Raw genomic sequence first — 19,993 nt, 5'->3', positions numbered from 1 at the left:
ATGGCGATGGAAACACAAGACATAATTAAACGCTCCGCGACCAACCCGATCACTCCCGCGCCTCGCGCGCGGGACTACAAGGCAGAGGTCGCCAAGCTTATCGACGTCTCCTCCTGCGTGGGCTGTAAGGCCTGTCAGGTGGCCTGTTCGGAGTGGAACGATATTCGCGACGAGGTGGGGCACTGCGTTGGGGTCTACGACAATCCGGCGGATCTGAGTGCCAAATCCTGGACGGTGATGCGCTTTAGCGAAACCGACCAGAACGGCAGGCTGGAGTGGCTGATCCGCAAAGACGGCTGCATGCACTGTGAAGATCCGGGCTGCCTGAAGGCGTGCCCGTCTGCCGGGGCAATTATCCAGTATGCCAACGGGATCGTCGATTTCCAGCAGGACAACTGCATCGGCTGCGGGTACTGCATCGCGGGCTGTCCGTTTAATATCCCGCGCCTCAATAAAGAGGATAACCGGGTATACAAATGCACCCTGTGCGTGGACCGCGTCAGCGTCGGGCAGGAGCCTGCCTGCGTGAAGACCTGTCCAACCGGCGCCATTCACTTCGGCACCAAAAAAGAGATGCTGGAGGTGGCGCAGGAACGCGTCGATAAGCTCAAAGCGCGGGGCTACGACAAAGCGGGCATTTACAACCCGCAGGGCGTGGGCGGCACGCACGTCATGTATGTGCTGCACCATAGCGACCAGCCGGAGCTGTACCACAATCTGCCGAAGGATCCGGCGATCGATACCTCCATCAACCTGTGGAAAGGGGCGCTCAAGCCGCTGTCCGCGGCGGGCTTTATCGCCACCTTTGCCGGGCTGATTTATCACTACATCGGTATCGGGCCAAACAAAGAGGCGGATGACGACGAGGAGGAGCATCATGAGTAAGTCGAAAATGATAGTGCGCACCAAATTTGTCGATCGCGCCTGTCACTGGACGGTAGTGATCTGCTTCTTCCTGGTGGCGGTATCGGGAATTTCGTTCTTCTTCCCGACGCTGCAGTGGCTGACCGAAACCTTCGGTACGCCGCAGATGGGGCGCATTCTGCACCCGTTCTTCGGCGTGCTGATTTTCGTGGTGCTGATGTTTATGTTCGTGCGCTTCGTCCATCACAATATCCCGGACAAGCAGGATATCCCGTGGGTGAAAGGGATCGTTGAAGTCCTGAAGGGTAACGAGCACAAAGTCGCGAAGGTGGGGAAATACAACGCCGGGCAGAAGATGATGTTCTGGACCATCATGAGCATGATTTTTGTGCTGCTGGTGACCGGGGTGATTATCTGGCGTCCGTATTTTGCACACTACTTCCCGATACAGGTGATTCGCTACGCGCTGCTGATCCACGCGACGTCGGCCATCATTCTGATTCACGCCATCCTGATCCATATGTATATGGCGTTCTGGGTGAAAGGATCGATTAAAGGCATGATTGAAGGGAAGGTGAGCCGCCGCTGGGCGCAGAAACACCATCCGCGCTGGTACCGTGATGTGGAACGGCTGGAAGCGAAACAGGAAAGTACGGAAGGGATGAAGTAAAACCTGCGCCGTCGGCTTTGCCCGGCGGCGCTGCGCTTGCGCGGGCCTACTCTTCAAATCAGAACCGCTCTTCCACATACCGGAACGGATATTTCGTGGGTTTGACCTTGCCGATTTTGCGCTTCGGTAAATCCACCTTGTCGACGTGAATTTCTTTATACGGGATCTGCGAAAGCAGATGCGAAATAATATTCAGGCGCACGCGTTTTTTATCCTCTGAACGCGCCACAAACCACGGCGCCCAGGCGGTATCGGTGGCTTCAAACATGGCGTCGCGCGCAAGGGTATACTCATCCCAGAGGTTAAAGGATTTAATATCCATCGGCGACAGCTTCCAGATCTTACGCCCATCGTTAATACGGTCGCGCAGGCGGCGCTCCTGCTCTTTCGGCGTCACCTCCAGCCAGTACTTCAGCAGGATAATCCCGGCATCGACCATCGCTTTTTCCATAACCGGCGCGCCGTCTAAAAATTTCTCCGCCTGTTCCTCCGTGCAGAACCCCATCACCCGTTCCACGCCCGCGCGGTTATACCAGCTGCGATCGAAGATCACGATTTCACCCGCCGAAGGCAGGTGGGGCACATAGCGCTGGAAGTAGAGCTGGCTTTTTTCTTTTTCCGTTGGGGCAGGGAGCGCAACAACGCGAAACACGCGCGGGCTGACGCGCTCGGTGATCGCTTTAATGGTGCCGCCTTTGCCAGCACCATCGCGTCCTTCAAAAACAATACACACTTTTAACCCTTTGGCGACGACCCACTGCTGGAGCTTAACCAGTTCGACGTGCAGGCGGCGGAGCTCTTTTTCATACTCTTTGGTCTTAAGCGGTGCATTCGATACGACATCAACAGCGACAGGGGTTTTCTTTTTGCTTCCCATGATTGTCATCCTCAGGTTGTCCGGTGCGGAAAAAGCGAGGCCGCACTATGAAGTGTAATCCACCTGATATTATGCGTATTGTTTTTAGGTAATTAATGTCTCGACACTTTTTTAAGCAGATACAGAGGTATTAACGAAGGTGCTAAGCACCTGTTTCCCTATGCAGATGTAATAAAATCAGCACATTTAACCCCGCACTCTATGTGTGGTTAATGTGATAATTTCATTCTTATTTACTTAAAGGAACTAAGAATGAGTTGGAATAAAGACGCTGCGGTTTCGTATCTCCGTTCACACGCTCTGGGGCGCTCTCATAGTGAATGTGCTAAGTTTACCCGCCTTGCCATTCTGGCTGGCGGTGTTAAGGTAGCGAACACAGATTATGCAAAAGATTATGGGGTTGAATTATTACGTGCTGGATTCAGTGAGCTGCCGCCCGGTTCAACGTTAATTGCTGGTGATGTGGCCGTGATACAGCCATACCCTGGTGGAAATGGCATAGGTCACATGACTATGTATGACGGTACACAATGGATTTCTGATTTCGTTCAAAAAAGTATGTATCCGGGGCCTGGATACCGCAAAATGCAACCATCCTTTAAAATTTACAGGATGCATTGATGAAAAGGATATTGTTATCATTCGTTATGTTGCTGGTGGGATGTAGTTCGGCTGCCAATCAAGAACGTAGCGCACAAGACGCTACTGAATCATTTTATAAATCCTATCTTTCCGTATTCGGCAGCGATGAAACCAGGCCTTATCCTGCCGACGAACTGCGTAAATATGTTTCTGCTGATACTATTGCTCGTATCAATGCTATTCAGGAAATCTCTGAACAAGAGTTAATAGAGTCTGACTATTTTACGTATACCCAAGATTACTCCCGTGAATGGATACCTGCGTTACGAGTGGAAAACGCCAGACCATTTTTAAACGGTGAAGTAGTCCACGTCATTGAAGGGGCGGGTAACGGGAGAAGCATCCATCTTGAGGTATTTCTTCGTCGTGAAGATGATGAATGGAAAATCTACCGCGTTCGTGACGTAACGAACAATCACGAGCACCCAATTTTCAATGCTGGCGCGATTACACGCGCTAAAGCGGCGGCAGAAAGCACACCGTAAAAGCCAGACCTTAAACCCTTTAAAGCCCTGACGCCTGCCGGGGCTTTTTGTTTGCCAATCCCACCGCGTAGCAGTTGGAGAAAACTCCTGAATCAATGGATTAACCTGTCAGCCATCTGATTTGAACTGGCTCACCATACAAGATTATTCAATAATGCCCGCTGCGAGTGATTAACCCGTGGTTGAGGTATGAAAAAGACAATATTTTCGTTGGCGCTTGGCACATTTGGCCTGGGCATGGCTGAATTTGGCATCATGGGCGTGTTAACCGAGCTGGCGCATGACACCGGTATTTCGATTCCCTCCGCCGGGAATATGATCTCGTTTTATGCCTTCGGCGTGGTGATTGGCGCCCCGATTGTGGCGCTCTTCTCCGGCAAGTTCTCGTTAAAAACCACGCTGCTGTTTCTGGTGGCGATGTGCGCTGTTGGCAACGCCCTGTTTACGTTTTCTACGTCATATTTCTGGCTGGCGCTGGGGCGGCTGATTTCCGGCTTCCCGCACGGCGCGATTTTCGGCGTCGGGGCGATTATTCTGTCTAAAATTGCGCCGCCGGGGAAGGTGACGGTCGCGGTGGCCGGGATGATCGCCGGAATGACCGTCGCCAACCTGGTGGGCGTCCCGCTCGGCACCTGGCTGGGGCACCAGTTCAGCTGGCGTTATACCTTTTTCCTGATAGCCCTGTTCGATGCGCTGGTGATCCTCTCGGTGCTGATCTGGGTGCCGGACATTCATGACAAATCAGAAATTAAACTGACCGAGCAGTTCCAGTTCCTGAAGAAACCGGAGCCCTGGCTGATTTTTGCCGCCACCATGTTTGGTAACGCAGGTGTATTCGCGTGGTTCAGCTTCGTCAAACCGTTTATGGTCAACGTTTCTGGCTTCTCCGAAGGCATGATGACGATCATCATGATGCTGATGGGCCTTGGCATGGTGTTGGGCAATCTGTTGAGCGGCAAGCTCTCGGGACGCTTTAGCCCGCTGCGCATTGCGGCCACCACCGACATGGTGATTGTTGCCTCGCTGCTGCTGCTTTTTGCCTGCGGTGAACTGAAAACGGCCTCGCTGGTGATGGGCTTTATCTGCTGCGCCGGGCTGTTTGCGCTCTCTGCACCGCTGCAAATCCTGCTTCTGCAAAATGCGAAGGGCGGCGAGATGCTGGGGGCCGCGGGCGGGCAGATGGCGTTTAATCTCGGCAGCGCGATCGGGGCGTACTTTGGTGGGATGATGATTACCCTCGGCTTTAGCTGGCGCTACGTCACGCTGCCTGCGGCGTTACTCTCGTTCTCGGCCATGAGCGCATTACTGATCTACGGTTACCTGCGTGCCAGACAGGCTCAGGCTAACGCTCGCGCGCTAGCCTGATGGAAGTCAGGCAAGCCAGGGCTCGCCCAGGGTCAGCATCAGGCGGTTGGCCCAGGCGAAGAACGCGGCGGACTGCACCAGATCAAGCTGGGCTAAGGTGTCCAGCCCCTCTTTTTCCAGCGCGGCAAGGTGCAGCGGCGTGGCGGCCGGCGGCGTAACCGACAGCGCTGCCGCAAAATTAATCTCCGCCTGCCAGCGCGCAGACTGCCCCTCGCTCAGGGACTGTCCCGGACGCACGGCCAGCAGGGCCTCTACCGCCGCGTCATCCTTAGACAGCTGGCTGGCTTTCCGCGCATGGACAGATGCGCAGTAGATGCAGCCGTTGATTTTACTGGCGACCGTTGCCGCCAGCTCGCGCTCGGCGCGCGGCAACCCCCCCGGCGTATAAAAAATCCCCTTATCCGTTAGCGTGCGCTGTTCAAGCACCGGCAGGTTGCGCCCCAGCAGGCGGAAATAGTCGGAATCGGTGTGGCCAAACTTCGCCAGTATAGCAACCTCGCCATCACGAAAATCCGCCAGCGGTTTGGCGGCGATCCACGGCTCCCAGCCCAGCTCCTGCTGGGTGAAGGCGACGGGAGCCGCCTTTCCGGTGGCCGTGGTGGCGGTCGTGTGCCAGACGCCTGCCGCCAACGGCGCATCGCTTGTGGCGACAGGCCTGTCGTTCAGCAGCCGCAGCCCGGCAATCAGTCGGCTCTGGAAGCTGACAAAGGCGATAAGCTGCGCCAGCGTCACGATGCCTTCCTTGCTCCATCCCGCCTGGGTCAGCGCCCTTAACGATGTCGGCGTGGCTTCAACGGGGGAGAAGGTCAGCAGGCGCGCGAAATTGAGCGCCGGCGTCAGACGGTCTGAGGTCGGGTCTGCCAGGCCAAACCCCGCATAGTGCGCGGCCAGCGCCTCCGCGTTGTGCCACCTGGCAACTTTTGCCGCGACGGCGAAGCGCTCGTCCAGCGCAAAATCGCTATCCTGCTGAGTGAATAAGATTTCATAGCTGCCCTGGGCGTGGCGCGTGGCGGCGTCCCGCGTGGCGCGCGCCTCTGCAAGAGGGGAACCGGGTTTGATTTCCGCCAGCTCGGCGAGAATGTCGTGACTTAATGACATAAGTGTCTCCTCAAAGGATTTGGGGGGCAATATGTTCGGCGATCAGTTCGATAGAGCGCAGCGTGTCTCGATGGGTGGGCTCGACCGAATGGACCTGGAATGAGATGTCCGTGGCGCGCCGGAGAACGGAATCGGCCTGCAGCGAACGCAGCACCGTCTCGGGCGAACCGATGTGGGCGTCGAACTGGCGACGAAAATCGGTGACGGTGTCACCTTTAACCGCGTGTCCGGCAGCGCGATGCTGCTGGGCCTGTCTGGTGAGACCCGGCGTCGCAACCTTCAGCGCATAGTCATCGCTGTCGGCGACGAATGCCGTACGGGAGGCCAGAATACGCGGTGCGATACCGGCAGGCAGGGCCTCAAGGTAGGCATCCACAATCGGGTTCTGGATCGCGTCGAGCGTGAGATCCAACTGGTCTGCCGGACGCGGCTGCGTGCGGGAGAGCATTAACCCGTGTCCGGCCCGCGCGGCGCGAACGGCGCCGTCGACGGAAAAGGTGGCAATCCAGATCCTGTCAGCCAGCTGTGGCGCTGGCGGGTAGAGGTGGTTATCCGGATGGGTAAGCGAATCCCCGCGCCAGGCGCTCTGGATCACATGCAAATGGTCAGCAAAGGCCGCGCCGCGCTGTTCAAACGTCAGTCCGAACGGCAGGAAAGAGGTCGGCGTGCCGCCCGAACCAAAGCCGACTTCGAGACGTCCATCGGCGAGTAAATCCAGCACCGCCGCATCTTCCGCCACGCGCAGCGGGTTTTCCATCGGCAGGGTGATGATGGCCGTGCCCAGCCGGATGGTTTCGGTATGCGCCGCCACGTGGGCCAGAAACAGCAGCGGCGACGGCAGGCCGCCTTCACTTTCGTGGAAGTGGTGCTGGGCAATCCAGGCGCTGTCAAAACCGTGGCGTTCGGCGTGGCGGATCTGTTCTGTAGCCAGTCGATAGCGCTCTTTCGGCGTGGCGTCGTCAAGCAGGCGGGTGAAAAATCCCAGGCGTTTTCGCGTCATGCGAACTCCTCCGTAGCGGGTGAAAAATGGGGAATGGCGGCAATCAGCTCGCGGGTATAGTCGTTCTGCGGTGACGTGAATAAGGTCTCGACGTCACCGTGTTCGACCACCTGACCGCTGCGCAGCACCGTGACGCTGTGGGCGATCCGGCGAACGGTGGAGAGATCGTGCGTGATGAACAGGTAGGTTAATCCCAGCTGTTGCTGCAGTTGCTGAAGCAGAGCCAGAATCTGCGCCTGGACGGTGACGTCCAGCGCGGAGGTGGCTTCGTCCAGCACCAGAATGGTCGGCTCCAGGATCAGCGCCCGGGCGATGGCTACGCGCTGGCGCTGACCGCCTGAAAGCTCTCTGGCCGTACGGGTCAGGAGTTCGACGGGCAGGGCAACCCGCTGCGCGACCGTCTCCACCCGGGCCTTTCGCTCCGCCTTGGCAAGGCGAGAAAAGTTCTTCAGGGGCTCTTCGATGATCTCGAACAGCGTCTGACGCGGGTCGAGAGAGGCGAACGGGTTCTGGTAAACAAACTGGATCTTCTGGCGCAGCTGACGGCGGGCCTCGCGGCTGAGGTCGGTGGCATCGATGTCGTCAATAATGACCTGTCCGCTGTCCGCCTGTTCAAAACCCAGCAAAATACGGGCGAGGGTAGTTTTCCCGGAGCCGGATTCACCGACCAGCGCATGCGTGCTGCCGCGCCTGACGTCAAACGTCACCCGATCCAGCGCCTGAAGCTGATGACCTTTACCCAGCGAGAACCGTTTGTTGATGGCGCGGGCGCGAATGGCCGGTGACGCGAGCGGGAGACCCGCTACCGGGGCGATGGTCAGGCGCTGGCCCTGAAGATCGCTCAGCAGCTGACGGGTGTAGGCGTGCTGCGGCGTGCGGACGATATCGGCGGTGTCGCCGTGCTCCTGAACCTCGCCGTTGCGAAACACCAGCAGCCTGTCCGCGCGCTGGGCGGCCAGGGCCAGATCGTGGGTGACAAACAGAACGGCAGTACCCGATTCCCGGCGCAGGATATCCAGCAGGTCGAGAATGCGTTTTTGCACCGTCACGTCCAGCGCGCTGGTGGGCTCATCGGCAATGATGACGTCCGGGCTCAGGGCAATGGCGATGGCAATCAGCACGCGCTGTTTCATCCCGCCGGAGAGCTGATGCGGATACTGCGTCATGCGCTGTTCGGGGTGGCTAAGGCCGACCTTTTTCAGCAGGGCGAGCACCTGCTCGTCGCGCTGGAGTGCCGTTACCTTTTGGTGCAGCTGAATAATTTCCCCGACCTGCGCGCCGATCGTCTTCACCGGGTTGAGTGAATTACCCGGATCCTGCGGAACCAGGCTGATTCGCGCCCCGCGAAGGGTATCGAGACGCTTCGCTGACCACCGGCTAATCTCCTCGCCGTTGAGCACGATTTTCCCCGCATCCCGACGGGCATTATCCGCCAGCAGGCCGATGATCGCCTGCGCCGTGGTCGTTTTGCCGGAACCGGATTCGCCGACAAAGGCCAGCATTTCCCCCCGCCGAAGGGCGAAGCTGACGTTATGCACCACCTCGCGCCACCGGCGCGCGGTACGGTAGCTGATGGTCAGGTTTTCTACCGAGAGTATGGTCATTTCAGGCCTCCGCTGAACTGCTGGCTGATACGGTTGGTGGCAAGCACGACGGCGATGACGACCACGCCGGGGAAGGTGGTTAACCACCAGGCGGTAGAGAGATAGTTACGCCCTTCGGCGATCAATAAGCCCCATTCCGGTACGGGCGGCGGGGTGCCGTAGCCGAGAAAGCTCAGCGTGGAGAGGGCCAGAATGGCCTGACCAAACTGCAGCGTGGCAAAGGCAAGGACGGCGGTTAAGGCATTGGGCAGGATGTGTCGCCACAGCACCGCCAGGAACGTCCCGCCGCTTCCGAACGCCGCCTCGACATAATCCGTATGGCGGATGCGCACCACTTCACCGCGCGCGAGGCGGGCGAAGCTGGCAATGGAGGCCACGCCGACGGCAATGGCGGCGTTAACGGTGCCAAACCCGAGCAGAATAATGACCGTCAGCGAGAGCAGCAGAGACGGAATGGACAACAGCACGTCGACAAAACGCATCAGGAAAGACTCGACGCGTCCTGCGAACGCCCCGGCGATCACCCCGAGACCGGTGCCCACCACAAGCCCCATCGTGACGGCAGCGAGCGCCGCGCTCAGGGAGTGGGACGCACCGTACACAATACGGGTGTAAACATCGCGGCCAAGCTGATCGGTGCCGAGCCAGTGGCCCGCCTGCGGCGCCAGACGTTGCGCTCCGGCGATGCCCTCAATCGGGCTGTAGTGGGTTAACAGGCCGGGCGCCACGGCGGCAAAAACCGCGAGAATAATCACCGCCCACGCCAGCCACAGTCCCGGCTGCCATGCGACGCCCTGCCAGCCGGGAACGCGTTTTCGCGCCGCGGCAGCGTAATCGACCAGGCTCATGATGCACCTCCGGTAACGGTTTGCAGACGGGGATCCAGCAGCGGCATCAGCAGGTCCACCAGCAGATTGATCAGGACAAAGCCGAGGGCGGAAATCATCACCACCGCCTGAAGCACGGCGATGTCCTGGTTATTTACCGCCTGCTGGGTTAGCTGCCCGAGCCCGCTGCGGCCAAAAACGGTTTCGGTGATCAGCGCTCCGGCAATCAGCTCGCCCAGCAGTAGCCCGGCAATATTGAGTACCGGCAGCAGGGCGTTGCCGGTGACGTGGCGCCACAGGACGGCGGTTTCACTCAGCCCTTTGGCGCGGGCCACGGCGACAAACGGCTGCGTCGCCACCTGGTCCAGGCTGCGCATCAGGATTTGCGCCAGCGGGGCGGAGATCGGGATCGCGACGGTCACGATCGGCAGGATCAGCCCCTGCAGCGGCGTCGGGTTAATCACCGGGATCAGCCGCAGCTGGAAAGAAAAGAGCTGGATGAGGGCAATCCCCAGCCAGAACGTCGGTAAGGAGATAAACAGGACCGGCAGCGACTGGAGGGTATTACTTAGCCAGCGCAGACCCGGCAGGCGCGACGCAAAGGCCAGCGCAAACGCCAGCAGAACCGCGAGTAAAAAGGCGGGCAGGGCTAGGCTCAGGGTATCCGGCAGATTGCTGGCAATCAGTTCGCTGACCGGCACCCCGGCCTGTAACGAGTAGCCGAAATCCCCGCGCAGCATCGCCAGCAGCGTGTGGCCGTATTGCTGCCACAGCGGGCTGTCCGCGCCGTAGGGCACGCGCATCTCCTCGATTTGCGCCGGGCTCAACCCCAGGTCCGGGTTCTGAAATTTAATCAGCACCGCGTCGCCCGGCAGAACCTGGAGCAACACGAACGAGAGGGTAAAGGCGGCCCACAGCACCAGCAGCCCGTGCCCAAAGCGTTGAAGAAGTGCGTGGCGCATCGTCAGCTCCTCAGTGTTTCTCAAGCCACGCGCCGTAGAACGACGGGCGGCCGACCGCTTCAAAATTCACGCCTTTCAGCCATGGCGCACCGGCAAAGACCTGCGGTTCCTCGAAGATCGGAATGACGTAGGCGTTATCCAGCAGGTAGCGCTGGGCATCGCCGGTCAGATGCAGGCGTTTTTGCGGATCGACCTCTGAGGAGATATTTACCAGCAGCGCATTCAGCTTGTCGTCACGGAAGCTTTTGACCTTGTCGCTGGAGCCGCCTTTTTGCAGCAGCGCGTCGCGGTTAGCGGGGTAGAACATGCTTTTCACCACGTCCGGATCGGCGCGGCCTACTTCGGAGACGGTTAACGGGGTTTTCAGCGGGTCAAGGTTATCCAGCGTGCGGCTGCCTGCGTCACCGGCTTTCACGCTCAGCGCCACGCCCACCTGACGCCACTGCTGGGCAACCAGCTGCAGCACCTCTTTGTTTTGCGGCTGCGGCAGGGATTCATACACCGTCAGCGCCAGCCGCTGGCCGTCTTTGGCGCGGATGCCGTCGCTGCCCGCTTTCCAGCCCGCCTCGTCCAGCAGCTGGTTAGCTTTAGCCGGGTCAAAGGACAATTTGTCGCTGAGATCGACAAAGCCAGCGGCGGAATCGGCAATCACCGACTTCGCCTGCGGATAGTTAGCCGAGAAGAGGGTCTCAACCACCTGTTTTGCATTGGTGGCATGCAGCAGCGCCTGGCGCACGCGGATATCGGAGACCAGCGGGTTATCCGGGCGGAAGCTGATGCTGTCGTTCACCCCGCGCGTTGGGGCAGCGTAGATTTTATAGCCCTGGTCTGTCGCCTGCTTTTCGTCATACGCCTGCACCTGGCGAATAAAGTCGGCCTGACCGGCCAGCAGGGCGCCGACGCGCACGCTGTCTTCCTGAGTCACGATAAACTTGATGCCATCAAGATTGGCTGGCCCCTGTTGCGCCAGATTTTTGGGCCCCCACTGGTAGTCCTTTCGCGCTTCCAGCGTCACTTCGCGCCCCAGCTTCTCGTCCTTCACCACAAACGGGCCAGAGCCAATGATATGCCGGGCGTCACCCAGCTCTTCAAAGTTGCGCTTCAGCGTGCTGAGCGAGACCAAACCCGACCCGATGGTGGCCGTGCCCTGCAGGAACCCCGGCGACGGTTTTTTGAAGTAGAACTTCACGGTCAGCGGGTCGACCACTTCGCTGCGATCGTAGTTATTGATCACTTCTGACACCGGCAGGCGCTGCGCTTTGTTGCCTAGGCCGTAGGTATCAAAGTTTTTCGCTACGGCGTTGGCGTCGAGCGGCGTGCCGTCGGAGAAGGTGATCCCCGGGCGAATTTTAAAGGTGTATTCGGTTTTATCGGCGTTGGTGGTCCAGCTTTCGGCCACCCACGGTTCGACCTGCAGCGTCTTTGGATTTTGCCACGTCAGTTTGTCGGTGATCTGGTTCAGAATCCCGCCGTTCGGGTAGAAGCCGCCGGCGGGCGGATAGAGGTTGGTGTGCGCTTGTTGTTCCAGATAAATCAGCGTGCCGCCTTTGACCGGCGCATCGGCGGACCAGGCTGCGGTGGTCGTCAGAATCAGCGCCGTCAGCAGCGGCAGACGAAATGGGGTTTGCATGGTGAATTCCTTTGTTATCTTCTTGTTAGCGTCGGATTCATCATCGGGCGCGGGGGAAAACAAGGGAACAAAGGAATTAAGATAAGGATTGCCGGAAAATGGCTATAAAAAAACCGCCCCGGAGAGGAGCGGTGATGAACGGTGAACGATTACGAACGTAAGTCAATCACCATACGGCCACGGATCTGGCCCTGTTCCATCTCTTTAAAGATGGCGTTGATGTCCTCGATCGGACGCATCGTTACTTTCGGCACCACTTTACCTTCAGCGGCGAACTGGAACGCTTCCTGCAGGTCCTGGCGGGTGCCGACCAGCGAACCCACCACCTGAATGCCGTCCAGCACCAGACGCGGAATATCGAGGCTCATCGCTTCCGGCGGCAGGCCAACCGCGACCACGCGGCCACCGGCACGCACGGCATCAACGGCAGAGTTGAATGCTGCTTTTGCGACGGCAGTGACGACGGCGGCATGCGCGCCGCCGGTTTTTTCCTGCACAATTTTAGCGGCATCTTCGCTGCGGGAGTTGATGGTGAGGTCCGCGCCCATGCTGGCCGCCAGCTTAAGCTGTTCGTCGTTAACGTCAAGGGCGATGACTTTGGCGTTAAAGACGTTTTTGGCGTACTGCAGCGCGAGGTTGCCCAGCCCGCCCAGACCGTAAATCGCAATCCACTGGCCCGGTTTAATACCCGACACCTTCACCGCTTTGTAGGTGGTCACGCCAGCGCAGGTAATGCTGCTGGCCGCCGCCGAATCCAGACCGTCCGGCACTTTTACCGCGTAATCCGCGGTGACGATGCACTCTTCCGCCATGCCGCCGTCGACGGAGTAACCGGCGTTTTTCACGTCACGGCACAGGGTTTCGTTGCCGGAATTACAGTATTCGCAGTGGCCGCAGCCTTCAAAGAACCAGGCCACGCTTGCGCGGTCGCCGACTTTCAGCGACTTCACGCCAGGGCCGACTTCTTTCACGATACCAATTCCTTCATGGCCCAGGATAACCCCGGTCTTGTCGCCAAAATCACCGTTCTTCACATGAAGATCGGTATGGCATACGCCACAGCACTCCATCTTCAGCAGGGCTTCCCCATGCTTAAGCGGGCGTAAGGTTTTTTCGGTGACGCTGACCTGGTGGTCCTGAGTGACAACAGCAGCCTTCATGTGTATCTCCTTGTTCATGATAAGAATCTGCATAGCAGGTGTAATACCCCTTAAGGATTAATACATTAGCCTGGTAATGCAAGGCTGCGGCAACATAATGTCATCATTTGATTCGATTTCAGATTAAGAATACGGCGATCCTCTAAGAATTAAGGGGGGAAAATGCTGGCCCGGCGAGGCGCTCGCCGGGCGCAGACTTACAGCTGGGCTTCTATCTCCTCAATCTCTTTACGCCATTGCGCCTGGAGCTGCGGCTTTTGATGCTTTGGCTTGCGCGCCAGATCGTCTTCCAGCAGCGTTTCCAGCGCGATCAGCCGCTCAAGCAGATCGTCATGCGGCGAGGGGTGAACCGTCGCGGCGACAGCGGGCGCAGTGGCTGTCACGAGCCCCGCGCGTTCACGCAGCCGCTCAAACACCGCTTCTGCATCGTGCCATTCGCTCAGCGTACTGTCCTCAATTAGCCAGAAACGGTTGCAGCTTTGGCTAATTAACTGACGGTCATGGCTGACCAGCAGCACGCCGCCTTCGAACTGCTGAAGGGTTTGCGCCAGCGCCTCTTTGCCTTCCATGTCCAGGTGGTTGGTGGGCTCATCCAGCATCAGCAGGCTGTAGCGGGCAAGCGTCAGGCCCACGAACAGCAGGCGCGAGCGTTCGCCGCCGCTGAGCGTGCTGACTTTCTGCCCATGGCGGGACCACGGGAACCCGGCGCTGATGAGCGCCATTTTGCGGTTCTGCGGATCCGGTGCAAAAGGCTCCAGCGCGTCGAGCAGCGTGGCGTTGTCCGGCAGCTGATGCAGCGTCTGGTCGTAGTAGCCCGGCGAGACGCGCGGATGGATTTTCAGCCCACTGTCCGCCGGTTCATCGGAAAAATGTCGCCAGATAAGCTTCATCAACGACGATTTACCGCAGCCGTTACGACCGACAATCGCCACGCGATCGCCGCTTTTCAGCCGCGCCGTTTCGATGTTAAACAGCGGCGGTAGCCCAGGCGCGGGCGGGACGCCGAGGTTTTCCATCTCCAGTAGACGGTCCGCCCGCAGCGCGTCGCCGCGAAGGGTTAGCGTCCACGGGCTGCCCGCCGTGAGCGCGGTCTGGCTCTCTTTGAGCCGTTCAACCTGTTTTTCCATCTGCTTGGCTTTTCGGGCCAGGTCTTCGTTGTCGTAAACCTTGCCCCAGGTCGCCAGACGTTTGGCGCTGGCGGTCACGCGGTCGATCTCCTTTTGCTCCGCTTTGTGGCGCTGCGCGTCGGTCTCATCTTTGGCTTCCAGCGCCTGACGTGCCGCCGTGCAGGGAAGGGCAAAGTAGTGCAGCGTTTTATCGCGCAGGATCCAGCTGCCGTTGGTGACGGCATCCAGCAGCTGTCTGTCATGCGAGACCAGCACAAAGCTGCCCGACCAGTTCTGTAGGAAGTGTTCCAGCCAGAGCATGGTCGGCAGGTCAAGGTGGTTGCTGGGTTCATCCAGCAGGAGCAGGTCCGGCTCGTGAATCAGCGCCCGGGCCAACAGCAGGCGGGTGTGCTGCCCGCCGCTCAGCGTGGCGGAGTACAGCATCATATCCTGCGGCGTAAAGCCCATGCCTGCCAGCAGCGTTTCGGCTTTCCAGCGCAGGCTTTCCCGTTCCGCTACGGGCAGTTGGGCCAGGACGGCATCCAGCATGGTGAGCGGTAAAATAGCGTTCGGGAGATGTTGCTCCACGCGCGCCATCAGGCAATGCCCGGCCAGCGAGACCGTTCCGGCAGCAGGGGAATCCGTGCCGTCCAGCACCTTCAGCAGCGTACTTTTACCGCAGCCGTTGTCGCCCAGCAGGCCAATGCGGTCGCCTTTTTTCAGCGTAAAGGAGAGTGAGTCGAAGAGCGTGCCAAACGCCGTATCAACGCGTAAAGATTGTGCAGTGAGTAAAGTGCTCATTGTTGCTTACCCAAGAGTTACAGGCATGTTTATGCCTCGTCAAACATCGCTGACGATAACTCAGTAAGCCCGAGAGAAGGGATTTCAGGGGTTGGTGTCTTCGCTCAAGCCGAAGTTATCGCAGCACGATACCGATAACGCTTGAGCGGGTGCGATCACCAAATGTATGTGAAACATTGAAAATTTCACGATACAGCATAATTGGCCTCCTTATATATTCAGTGGGTTAATGGATGAAAGGAGTGTAGCGGGGGAAAAGGGGTTTGGCTAGGGGGTATTTGATGGTGCGGTCTGTTGCACTCACCCTAACCCACAGGGAGAGAGATATGCAAACTCGCTGGCTATAATTTAATCGCAGAATTGTTGTAACACGCTGATTAAAAAGAAGATTAAAAATAGCATTTTGAAGTATATAAATTCCGGATTGCAAAATTCAACAATTCGGATTTAATTTAAGTTAATCCAGTATGATATGCATCATAAAGCTGATATTTATTTCCTCTATTGCTGTAGTCATTTATAACGATTAAAAAATAGAGGGATACTATGTTCAGATTATGTGAGATCTATGACTTTGAGCGAGATGCTACTCTTTTGGACTTCGAAAATATAGTGAGTCCAAAGCGGGGCTTGGAATTGGCATGTTATTACTATGTGTTAGACTACAGCGCGTATAAGTCAAGGTTATATTTTGATATACCTAATAGAAAATGGAATGGCGATAGGCATTTTGGTGAGAAATTTAAAAGGCAACCTTTAACGTACTATGATCCGATTTATGATGATTTAGAAAGGGAGTTGTTGCTCGGTCGAATAGTTGCTGTAGATACAGATAAACATTGGACTTGGTATAATAACCCTTTTTCTTTTGATGATAACGGTGAAATAGTTTACGAGCCGTTTATGCCTGGTTCTTGGGAATGTTCATTCCGTGATTCAGTGTTGAGCGCATATCATGTAGTGCTGGAGCGTAATCAACGTATCAAACCACGTCCTACACAGAAAATACAGTATGGCGCACCTGGATATGTTGAACCTGAGCAACATGCTCAGTCAGCAAAGACCATAAATAACAAGAATGTAGGGCGTCTGTTAGCCGCTGGCGGCGTTTATAATGGTAACGTTGAGGGATTTAGAAAGACTGCTGAACAACTGGGTGGAGAAGCTTTAGAAGGTTATAAAGGCGTTATGACCGATACTAACATTGGAATGGGTATAGCTGCTGCATCAATTCTTTTGGTAAAAAATCCTGCGATGGCTGAAGAACTAACAGGATTTTTAGGGAAAACAAAAAATACAAAAGTCTTCTTACAGAATGTAAAAGTTGAACAAATAAATTACTTACGCAGACCACGTGATGAATATTTATCACTTAGAAAAGAATTTGATAATACAGTCAGAAAAAATTTTATGAAAAGCTTATCAGTCGAACCAGGTATTGATCATTACTTTAATACTTCTCAAATTGAATTAATGGCACATGGAGGTGTTCCTGATTCCTGGCAGGTTCATCATAAATTACCTCTTGATGATGGGGGCGACAACAGTTTTGGAAATTTGATACTAATACAAACAAAGCCATATCATAATGCATTAACTGGGGCACAAAAATCCGTTACTAAATATTTGATGCCAGGTCAAAGCATTGATACATTATGGCCTATGCCAAATGGAACATTTTTCAGTAAATAGGTGATGGGAATGGAAAATATAAGTTTTCAAGATATTGATAAATCAGTTGAAATTTTAAAAAACAATATGATTAAATATCATTATAATATTGCAAAACCGCTTCCTCAAGAAATACAGGAATTTATTCAAAGCGACGTGCCTCCCGCAGACTGGAATGAAATAAAGAAAAATATACACAAAGACATAAAAACATTATTTGACGAAGTGGAGGAGGTTAAATATTTTTATACAAAAATTGATGGTTTAGAATTTAATGCAGCGACGATATATGGGTTCAGTCAGATTGCTGATGGGGAAATGCTGTGGTCAAATATCTATACAATGAACTTTTATAATAGAGATAATGAAATATTCATTGATCCGGACTTAAAAGATAACATTGTTATTGGTGAAGATAGTATGTCATACTTTTTATATAATATGGAATGTAAAACCTTTGAAATTAGAGATAAGATTGCCCCTGGCGTTCTAGAATCATTCATTGAATTCAACGGCATTCTGAAGTATATAATTAGAACGACAGAACTTTGAAAATAAAAAGGGACTCTATTGAGTCCCTTTGCTATTTTATTCCAGCGCACCATATATTGGTTCAGCAATCCAGCCATACGTAGCTGCCGGAAGCAAGCCACTAACCCCGTAAGGACGCAGCAGGGAACACTCCTGGGCTGGCGTGAAGATGAGTATCAGAAATTTTTTTTAACGGGCCAGGTTGAAGGTTAATAAAAATCCCGCCATTTTGGCGGGATTTTATTTTTTTAACTTTTAATAGAAGCTTTAACTTCTCAACATCATCATTGCTTAAAGCTCTTTTGAACTCCACACTTCCACATCATAAGCAATCATAATGCTCATTTAGTAAACCGTTGCAGTGGGGACTTACCGATTTATGTACACTAATTGTTTGTTGCTTCTTCCAGCAAGAAGAATGAATATTCACTAAGATGAATGCATACGATAATGAGGCATTACAACATCCACAACAGCAGCCATTCAATTTTTTTCAATGACTATTATTCGAGTAAGTGATTAAAAATATAAGCCTTTGTTTTAAATTTGTCTTATACGACCCTCTCCCACCGGGAGAGGGAACGGTCAAAGCGGATCAAATCGACGTACGGCGATAGCTGCGGTATTCAGGCTTCCAGAAGTTGTCGTCGATGGCCTGCTGCAGCGCGTCGGCAGAGGTTTTCACCGCCACGCCCTGCTGCTGCGCCATTTTACCCACTGCAAACGCGATAGCGCGCGACACCTTGTGAATGTCCTTCAGCTCGGGCAGAACCAGACCTTCGCCGTCGTTGACCAGCGGCGAGTGGCCCGCCAGGGTCTCACTCGCGGACATCAGCATTTCGTCGGTGATGCGGGACGCGCCGGAGGCGATAACGCCCAAACCAATGCCCCGGAAGATATAGGAGTTGTTGCACTGGGCAATCGGATAGGTTTTATCCTTCCACACCACCGGATCGAACGGGCTGCCGGTGGCCACCAGCGCATTACCTTCGGTCCAGGCGATGATGTCCTGCGGCGTCGCCTCCACGCGGGACGTCGGGTTAGACAGCGGCATCACGATAGGGCGCTCGCAGTGCTTGTGCATCTCGCGAATAATCTCTTCGGTGAAGAGACCGGTTTGCCCGGAAACGCCGATCAGAATATCCGGCTTCACGTTGCGCACCACGTCCAGCAGGGAAAGGACTTCGTTGTCGGTATCCCAGTTTTTCAGGTTTTCGCGTTTCTGCACCAGCTTCGTCTGGAACGGCAGCAGGTTCGGCATGCCGTCGGTCAGCAGGCCGAAACGGTCCACCATAAAGACGCGGGAGCGGGCCAGCTCTTCGCTTAAGCCTTCGCGCTGGGTCTGGGCGATAATCTGCTCGGCAATACCGCAGCCCGCGGAGCCTGCGCCCAGGAAGACGATTTTCTGGTAGCTCAGCTGGCTTCCCGCTGCACGGCTGGCGGCGATAAGCGTACCCACCGTGACGGCTGCGGTGCCCTGGATATCATCGTTAAAGGAGCAGATCTCATCGCGATAGCGGTTCAGCAGCGGCATCGCGTTTTTCTGCGCGAAGTCTTCGAACTGCAGCAGCACGTCCGGCCAGCGGTGCTTCACGGCCTGGATGAAGTCGTCGACAAACTGATAGTACTCGTCGTCGGTAATACGCGGATGGCGCCAGCCCATATAGAGCGGGTCGTTGAGCAGCTGCTGGTTGTTGGTGCCGACGTCCAGCACCCCCGGCAGGGTATACGCCGGGCTGATGCCGCCGCAGGCGGTATACAGAGAGAGTTTACCGATAGGGATCCCCATCCCGCCAATGCCCTGGTCGCCGAGGCCAAGAATACGTTCGCCGTCGGTCACCACAATGACTTTGATATTGTGGTTCGGCACGTTCTGCAGAATATCGTCCATGTTGTGACGGTTCTGATAAGAGATGAATACCCCGCGGGAGCGACGGTAGATCTCGGAGAAACGCTCGCAGGCGGCACCCACCGTCGGGGTGTAGATCACCGGCATCATCTCTTCGAGATGGTTTTGCACCAGGCGATAGAAGAGGGTTTCGTTGGTGTCCTGGATGTTGCGCAGGTAGATGTGTTTGTCGATTTCCGTTTTGAAACCCTGATACTGGATCCACGCGCGCTCTGCCTGTTCTTCAATGGTTTCAACCACTTCGGGCAGTAAACCCAGCAGGTTAAAGCTGCTGCGCTCTTCCATGCTGAAGGCGCTGCCTTTGTTGAGCAGGGGGAATTCGAGTAAAACCGGTCCGGCGTATGGGATGTATAAGGAACGATGTTTTTTCAGTTTGTTGTCCATGTCACTCACTCTTTTTATGAAGATCCGTCCCTGACACTGCTGTTTGTCATCTTTCTGGCCTGTGCGATGGGGTGCGGTCCGGCGGTATTATAAAGGAGCTAAATATTAATTACCGCAACACATAAACAAAAACACCATCGGGATTACCGATGGTGTTCTGGATCTCAGTCTGGAACTTACTTGCCGGCGTGGCGTTTTCTGCCGGTGGCGTGAGTGACTTGGGTTTCGTGGTCGCCTTCAATCACCACTTTGCGCTGATTAGAAAGCTTGTAGTTCAGTCCCAGAATATGGCGTGCCTGACGGTTCGATTTCATATTAACTCCTCAATCCTGTTGATAGTTTTAAGGACCAGTTTGCTTACGCAAACGAAATGTAACCCCTTAGGTTGCAGATCCAGCTTAGCAGGT

Annotated in this window: 18 protein-coding genes; 7 read left to right on the top strand and 11 right to left on the bottom strand. The window is 55.5% G+C overall.

All coding sequences use genetic code 11. The annotated features are described in order from the left end of the window. Both fdxH and fdnI read left to right on the top strand, forming a co-directional pair. A complete protein-coding gene (gene fdxH, locus HMPREF3143_RS06050; protein ID WP_070532209.1) occupies positions 1-885 on the top strand; it encodes a formate dehydrogenase subunit beta in 885 nt (294 codons plus the stop codon). Beyond that, on the top strand, positions 878-1,534 hold the full coding sequence (gene fdnI, locus HMPREF3143_RS06045) for a formate dehydrogenase-N subunit gamma (RefSeq protein WP_032640727.1): 657 nt from the start codon (positions 878-880) through the stop codon (positions 1,532-1,534). The genes fdxH and fdnI overlap by 8 nt, the downstream gene beginning before the upstream one ends. Positions 1,535-1,592: 58 nt before the next feature. Here the strand turns inward: fdnI and ppk2 are convergent, their stop codons facing one another. Further along, on the bottom strand, positions 1,593-2,411 hold the full coding sequence (gene ppk2, locus HMPREF3143_RS06040; RefSeq protein WP_008501727.1) for a polyphosphate kinase 2: 819 nt from the start codon (positions 2,409-2,411) through the stop codon (positions 1,593-1,595). 252 nt (positions 2,412-2,663) lie between these two features. Here ppk2 and HMPREF3143_RS06035 point away from each other — a divergent pair, with 252 nt between their 5' ends. From HMPREF3143_RS06035 to araJ, 3 genes are all read left to right on the top strand, one after another. Continuing rightward, complete coding sequence (locus HMPREF3143_RS06035; RefSeq protein ID WP_021240196.1) at positions 2,664-3,032, top strand: hypothetical protein; 369 nt, start codon at positions 2,664-2,666, stop codon at positions 3,030-3,032. Next, on the top strand, positions 3,032-3,538 hold the full coding sequence (locus HMPREF3143_RS06030) for a YqhG/Tai3 family protein (protein ID WP_032651933.1): 507 nt from the start codon (positions 3,032-3,034) through the stop codon (positions 3,536-3,538). Before HMPREF3143_RS06035 ends, HMPREF3143_RS06030 begins: the two co-directional genes overlap by 1 nt. A 189-nt stretch (positions 3,539-3,727) precedes the next feature. Next, a complete protein-coding gene (gene araJ / locus HMPREF3143_RS06025; RefSeq protein WP_023292340.1) occupies positions 3,728-4,903 on the top strand; it encodes an MFS transporter AraJ in 1,176 nt (391 codons plus the stop codon). Between the two features lie 6 nt (positions 4,904-4,909). Here the strand turns inward: araJ and HMPREF3143_RS06020 are convergent, their stop codons facing one another. From HMPREF3143_RS06020 to HMPREF3143_RS05985, 8 genes are all read right to left on the bottom strand, one after another. Further along, on the bottom strand, positions 4,910-6,001 hold the full coding sequence (locus tag HMPREF3143_RS06020) for an alkylhydroperoxidase domain protein (protein WP_070532204.1): 1,092 nt from the start codon (positions 5,999-6,001) through the stop codon (positions 4,910-4,912). A gap of 10 nt (positions 6,002-6,011) precedes the next feature. Next, positions 6,012-7,001, bottom strand: a complete 990-nt coding sequence (locus HMPREF3143_RS06015; RefSeq protein ID WP_070532201.1) for a putative FMN-dependent luciferase-like monooxygenase — start codon at positions 6,999-7,001, stop codon at positions 6,012-6,014. Further along, complete coding sequence (locus HMPREF3143_RS06010) at positions 6,998-8,605, bottom strand: dipeptide ABC transporter ATP-binding protein (protein ID WP_070532197.1); 1,608 nt, start codon at positions 8,603-8,605, stop codon at positions 6,998-7,000. The genes HMPREF3143_RS06015 and HMPREF3143_RS06010 overlap by 4 nt, the downstream gene beginning before the upstream one ends. After that, positions 8,602-9,453 (bottom strand): ABC transporter permease, encoded by an 852-nt coding sequence (locus tag HMPREF3143_RS06005; protein WP_023344202.1) that lies wholly within the window; start codon positions 9,451-9,453, stop codon positions 8,602-8,604. Before HMPREF3143_RS06005 ends, HMPREF3143_RS06010 begins: the two co-directional genes overlap by 4 nt. Beyond that, positions 9,450-10,394 carry an ABC transporter permease gene (locus HMPREF3143_RS06000; protein WP_070532195.1) on the bottom strand — a complete coding sequence of 315 codons (945 nt, stop codon included), beginning with the start codon at positions 10,392-10,394 and terminating at the stop codon, positions 9,450-9,452. Before HMPREF3143_RS06000 ends, HMPREF3143_RS06005 begins: the two co-directional genes overlap by 4 nt. 10 nt (positions 10,395-10,404) lie before the next feature. After that, on the bottom strand, positions 10,405-12,024 hold the full coding sequence (locus HMPREF3143_RS05995; protein ID WP_070532192.1) for a TIGR04028 family ABC transporter substrate-binding protein: 1,620 nt from the start codon (positions 12,022-12,024) through the stop codon (positions 10,405-10,407). 149 nt (positions 12,025-12,173) lie between these two features. After that, complete coding sequence (adhP, locus tag HMPREF3143_RS05990; protein ID WP_023327537.1) at positions 12,174-13,184, bottom strand: alcohol dehydrogenase AdhP; 1,011 nt, start codon at positions 13,182-13,184, stop codon at positions 12,174-12,176. Positions 13,185-13,381: 197 nt separating this feature from the next. Beyond that, positions 13,382-15,091: an ABC-F family ATP-binding cassette domain-containing protein gene (locus HMPREF3143_RS05985; protein ID WP_070532190.1), complete on the bottom strand. Its 1,710-nt coding sequence runs from the start codon at positions 15,089-15,091 to the stop codon at positions 13,382-13,384. A 546-nt stretch (positions 15,092-15,637) separates the two neighbouring features. Here HMPREF3143_RS05985 and HMPREF3143_RS05980 point away from each other — a divergent pair. After that, positions 15,638-16,783, top strand: a complete 1,146-nt coding sequence (locus HMPREF3143_RS05980; protein WP_070532187.1) for an HNH endonuclease signature motif containing protein — start codon at positions 15,638-15,640, stop codon at positions 16,781-16,783. A gap of 9 nt (positions 16,784-16,792) precedes the next feature. Further along, positions 16,793-17,314 (top strand): YrhA family protein, encoded by a 522-nt coding sequence (locus HMPREF3143_RS05975; RefSeq protein ID WP_139145854.1) that lies wholly within the window; start codon positions 16,793-16,795, stop codon positions 17,312-17,314. A gap of 574 nt (positions 17,315-17,888) precedes the next feature. Here HMPREF3143_RS05975 and HMPREF3143_RS05970 read toward each other — a convergent pair. Continuing rightward, positions 17,889-19,586 (bottom strand): NAD-dependent malic enzyme, encoded by a 1,698-nt coding sequence (locus HMPREF3143_RS05970; protein WP_070532181.1) that lies wholly within the window; start codon positions 19,584-19,586, stop codon positions 17,889-17,891. A 176-nt stretch (positions 19,587-19,762) separates the two neighbouring features. After that, positions 19,763-19,900 (bottom strand): stationary-phase-induced ribosome-associated protein, encoded by a 138-nt coding sequence (gene sra / locus HMPREF3143_RS05965; RefSeq protein ID WP_008501714.1) that lies wholly within the window; start codon positions 19,898-19,900, stop codon positions 19,763-19,765. Positions 19,901-19,993: the final 93 nt, after the last annotated feature.

The organism is Enterobacter sp. HMSC16D10 (assembly GCF_001807145.1).
Taxonomy (GTDB): Bacteria; Pseudomonadota; Gammaproteobacteria; order Enterobacterales; family Enterobacteriaceae; genus Enterobacter; species Enterobacter roggenkampii.
Note: the sequence above shows the minus strand (reverse complement) of the source record. Positions and strands in the feature narration are given on the sequence as shown.

Coding starts and splice junctions, on each gene's coding strand:
- fdxH (WP_070532209.1), top strand. CDS start 1: ATGGCGATGGAAACACAAGACATAATTAAACGCTCCGCGACCAACCCG.
- fdnI (WP_032640727.1), top strand. CDS start 878: ATGAGTAAGTCGAAAATGATAGTGCGCACCAAATTTGTCGATCGCGCC.
- ppk2 (WP_008501727.1), bottom strand. CDS start 2,411: ATGGGAAGCAAAAAGAAAACCCCTGTCGCTGTTGATGTCGTATCGAAT.
- HMPREF3143_RS06035 (WP_021240196.1), top strand. CDS start 2,664: ATGAGTTGGAATAAAGACGCTGCGGTTTCGTATCTCCGTTCACACGCT.
- HMPREF3143_RS06030 (WP_032651933.1), top strand. CDS start 3,032: ATGAAAAGGATATTGTTATCATTCGTTATGTTGCTGGTGGGATGTAGT.
- araJ (WP_023292340.1), top strand. CDS start 3,728: ATGAAAAAGACAATATTTTCGTTGGCGCTTGGCACATTTGGCCTGGGC.
- HMPREF3143_RS06020 (WP_070532204.1), bottom strand. CDS start 6,001: ATGTCATTAAGTCACGACATTCTCGCCGAGCTGGCGGAAATCAAACCC.
- HMPREF3143_RS06015 (WP_070532201.1), bottom strand. CDS start 7,001: ATGACGCGAAAACGCCTGGGATTTTTCACCCGCCTGCTTGACGACGCC.
- HMPREF3143_RS06010 (WP_070532197.1), bottom strand. CDS start 8,605: ATGACCATACTCTCGGTAGAAAACCTGACCATCAGCTACCGTACCGCG.
- HMPREF3143_RS06005 (WP_023344202.1), bottom strand. CDS start 9,453: ATGAGCCTGGTCGATTACGCTGCCGCGGCGCGAAAACGCGTTCCCGGC.
- HMPREF3143_RS06000 (WP_070532195.1), bottom strand. CDS start 10,394: ATGCGCCACGCACTTCTTCAACGCTTTGGGCACGGGCTGCTGGTGCTG.
- HMPREF3143_RS05995 (WP_070532192.1), bottom strand. CDS start 12,024: ATGCAAACCCCATTTCGTCTGCCGCTGCTGACGGCGCTGATTCTGACG.
- adhP (WP_023327537.1), bottom strand. CDS start 13,184: ATGAAGGCTGCTGTTGTCACTCAGGACCACCAGGTCAGCGTCACCGAA.
- HMPREF3143_RS05985 (WP_070532190.1), bottom strand. CDS start 15,091: ATGAGCACTTTACTCACTGCACAATCTTTACGCGTTGATACGGCGTTT.
- HMPREF3143_RS05980 (WP_070532187.1), top strand. CDS start 15,638: ATGTTCAGATTATGTGAGATCTATGACTTTGAGCGAGATGCTACTCTT.
- HMPREF3143_RS05975 (WP_139145854.1), top strand. CDS start 16,793: ATGGAAAATATAAGTTTTCAAGATATTGATAAATCAGTTGAAATTTTA.
- HMPREF3143_RS05970 (WP_070532181.1), bottom strand. CDS start 19,586: ATGGACAACAAACTGAAAAAACATCGTTCCTTATACATCCCATACGCC.
- sra (WP_008501714.1), bottom strand. CDS start 19,900: ATGAAATCGAACCGTCAGGCACGCCATATTCTGGGACTGAACTACAAG.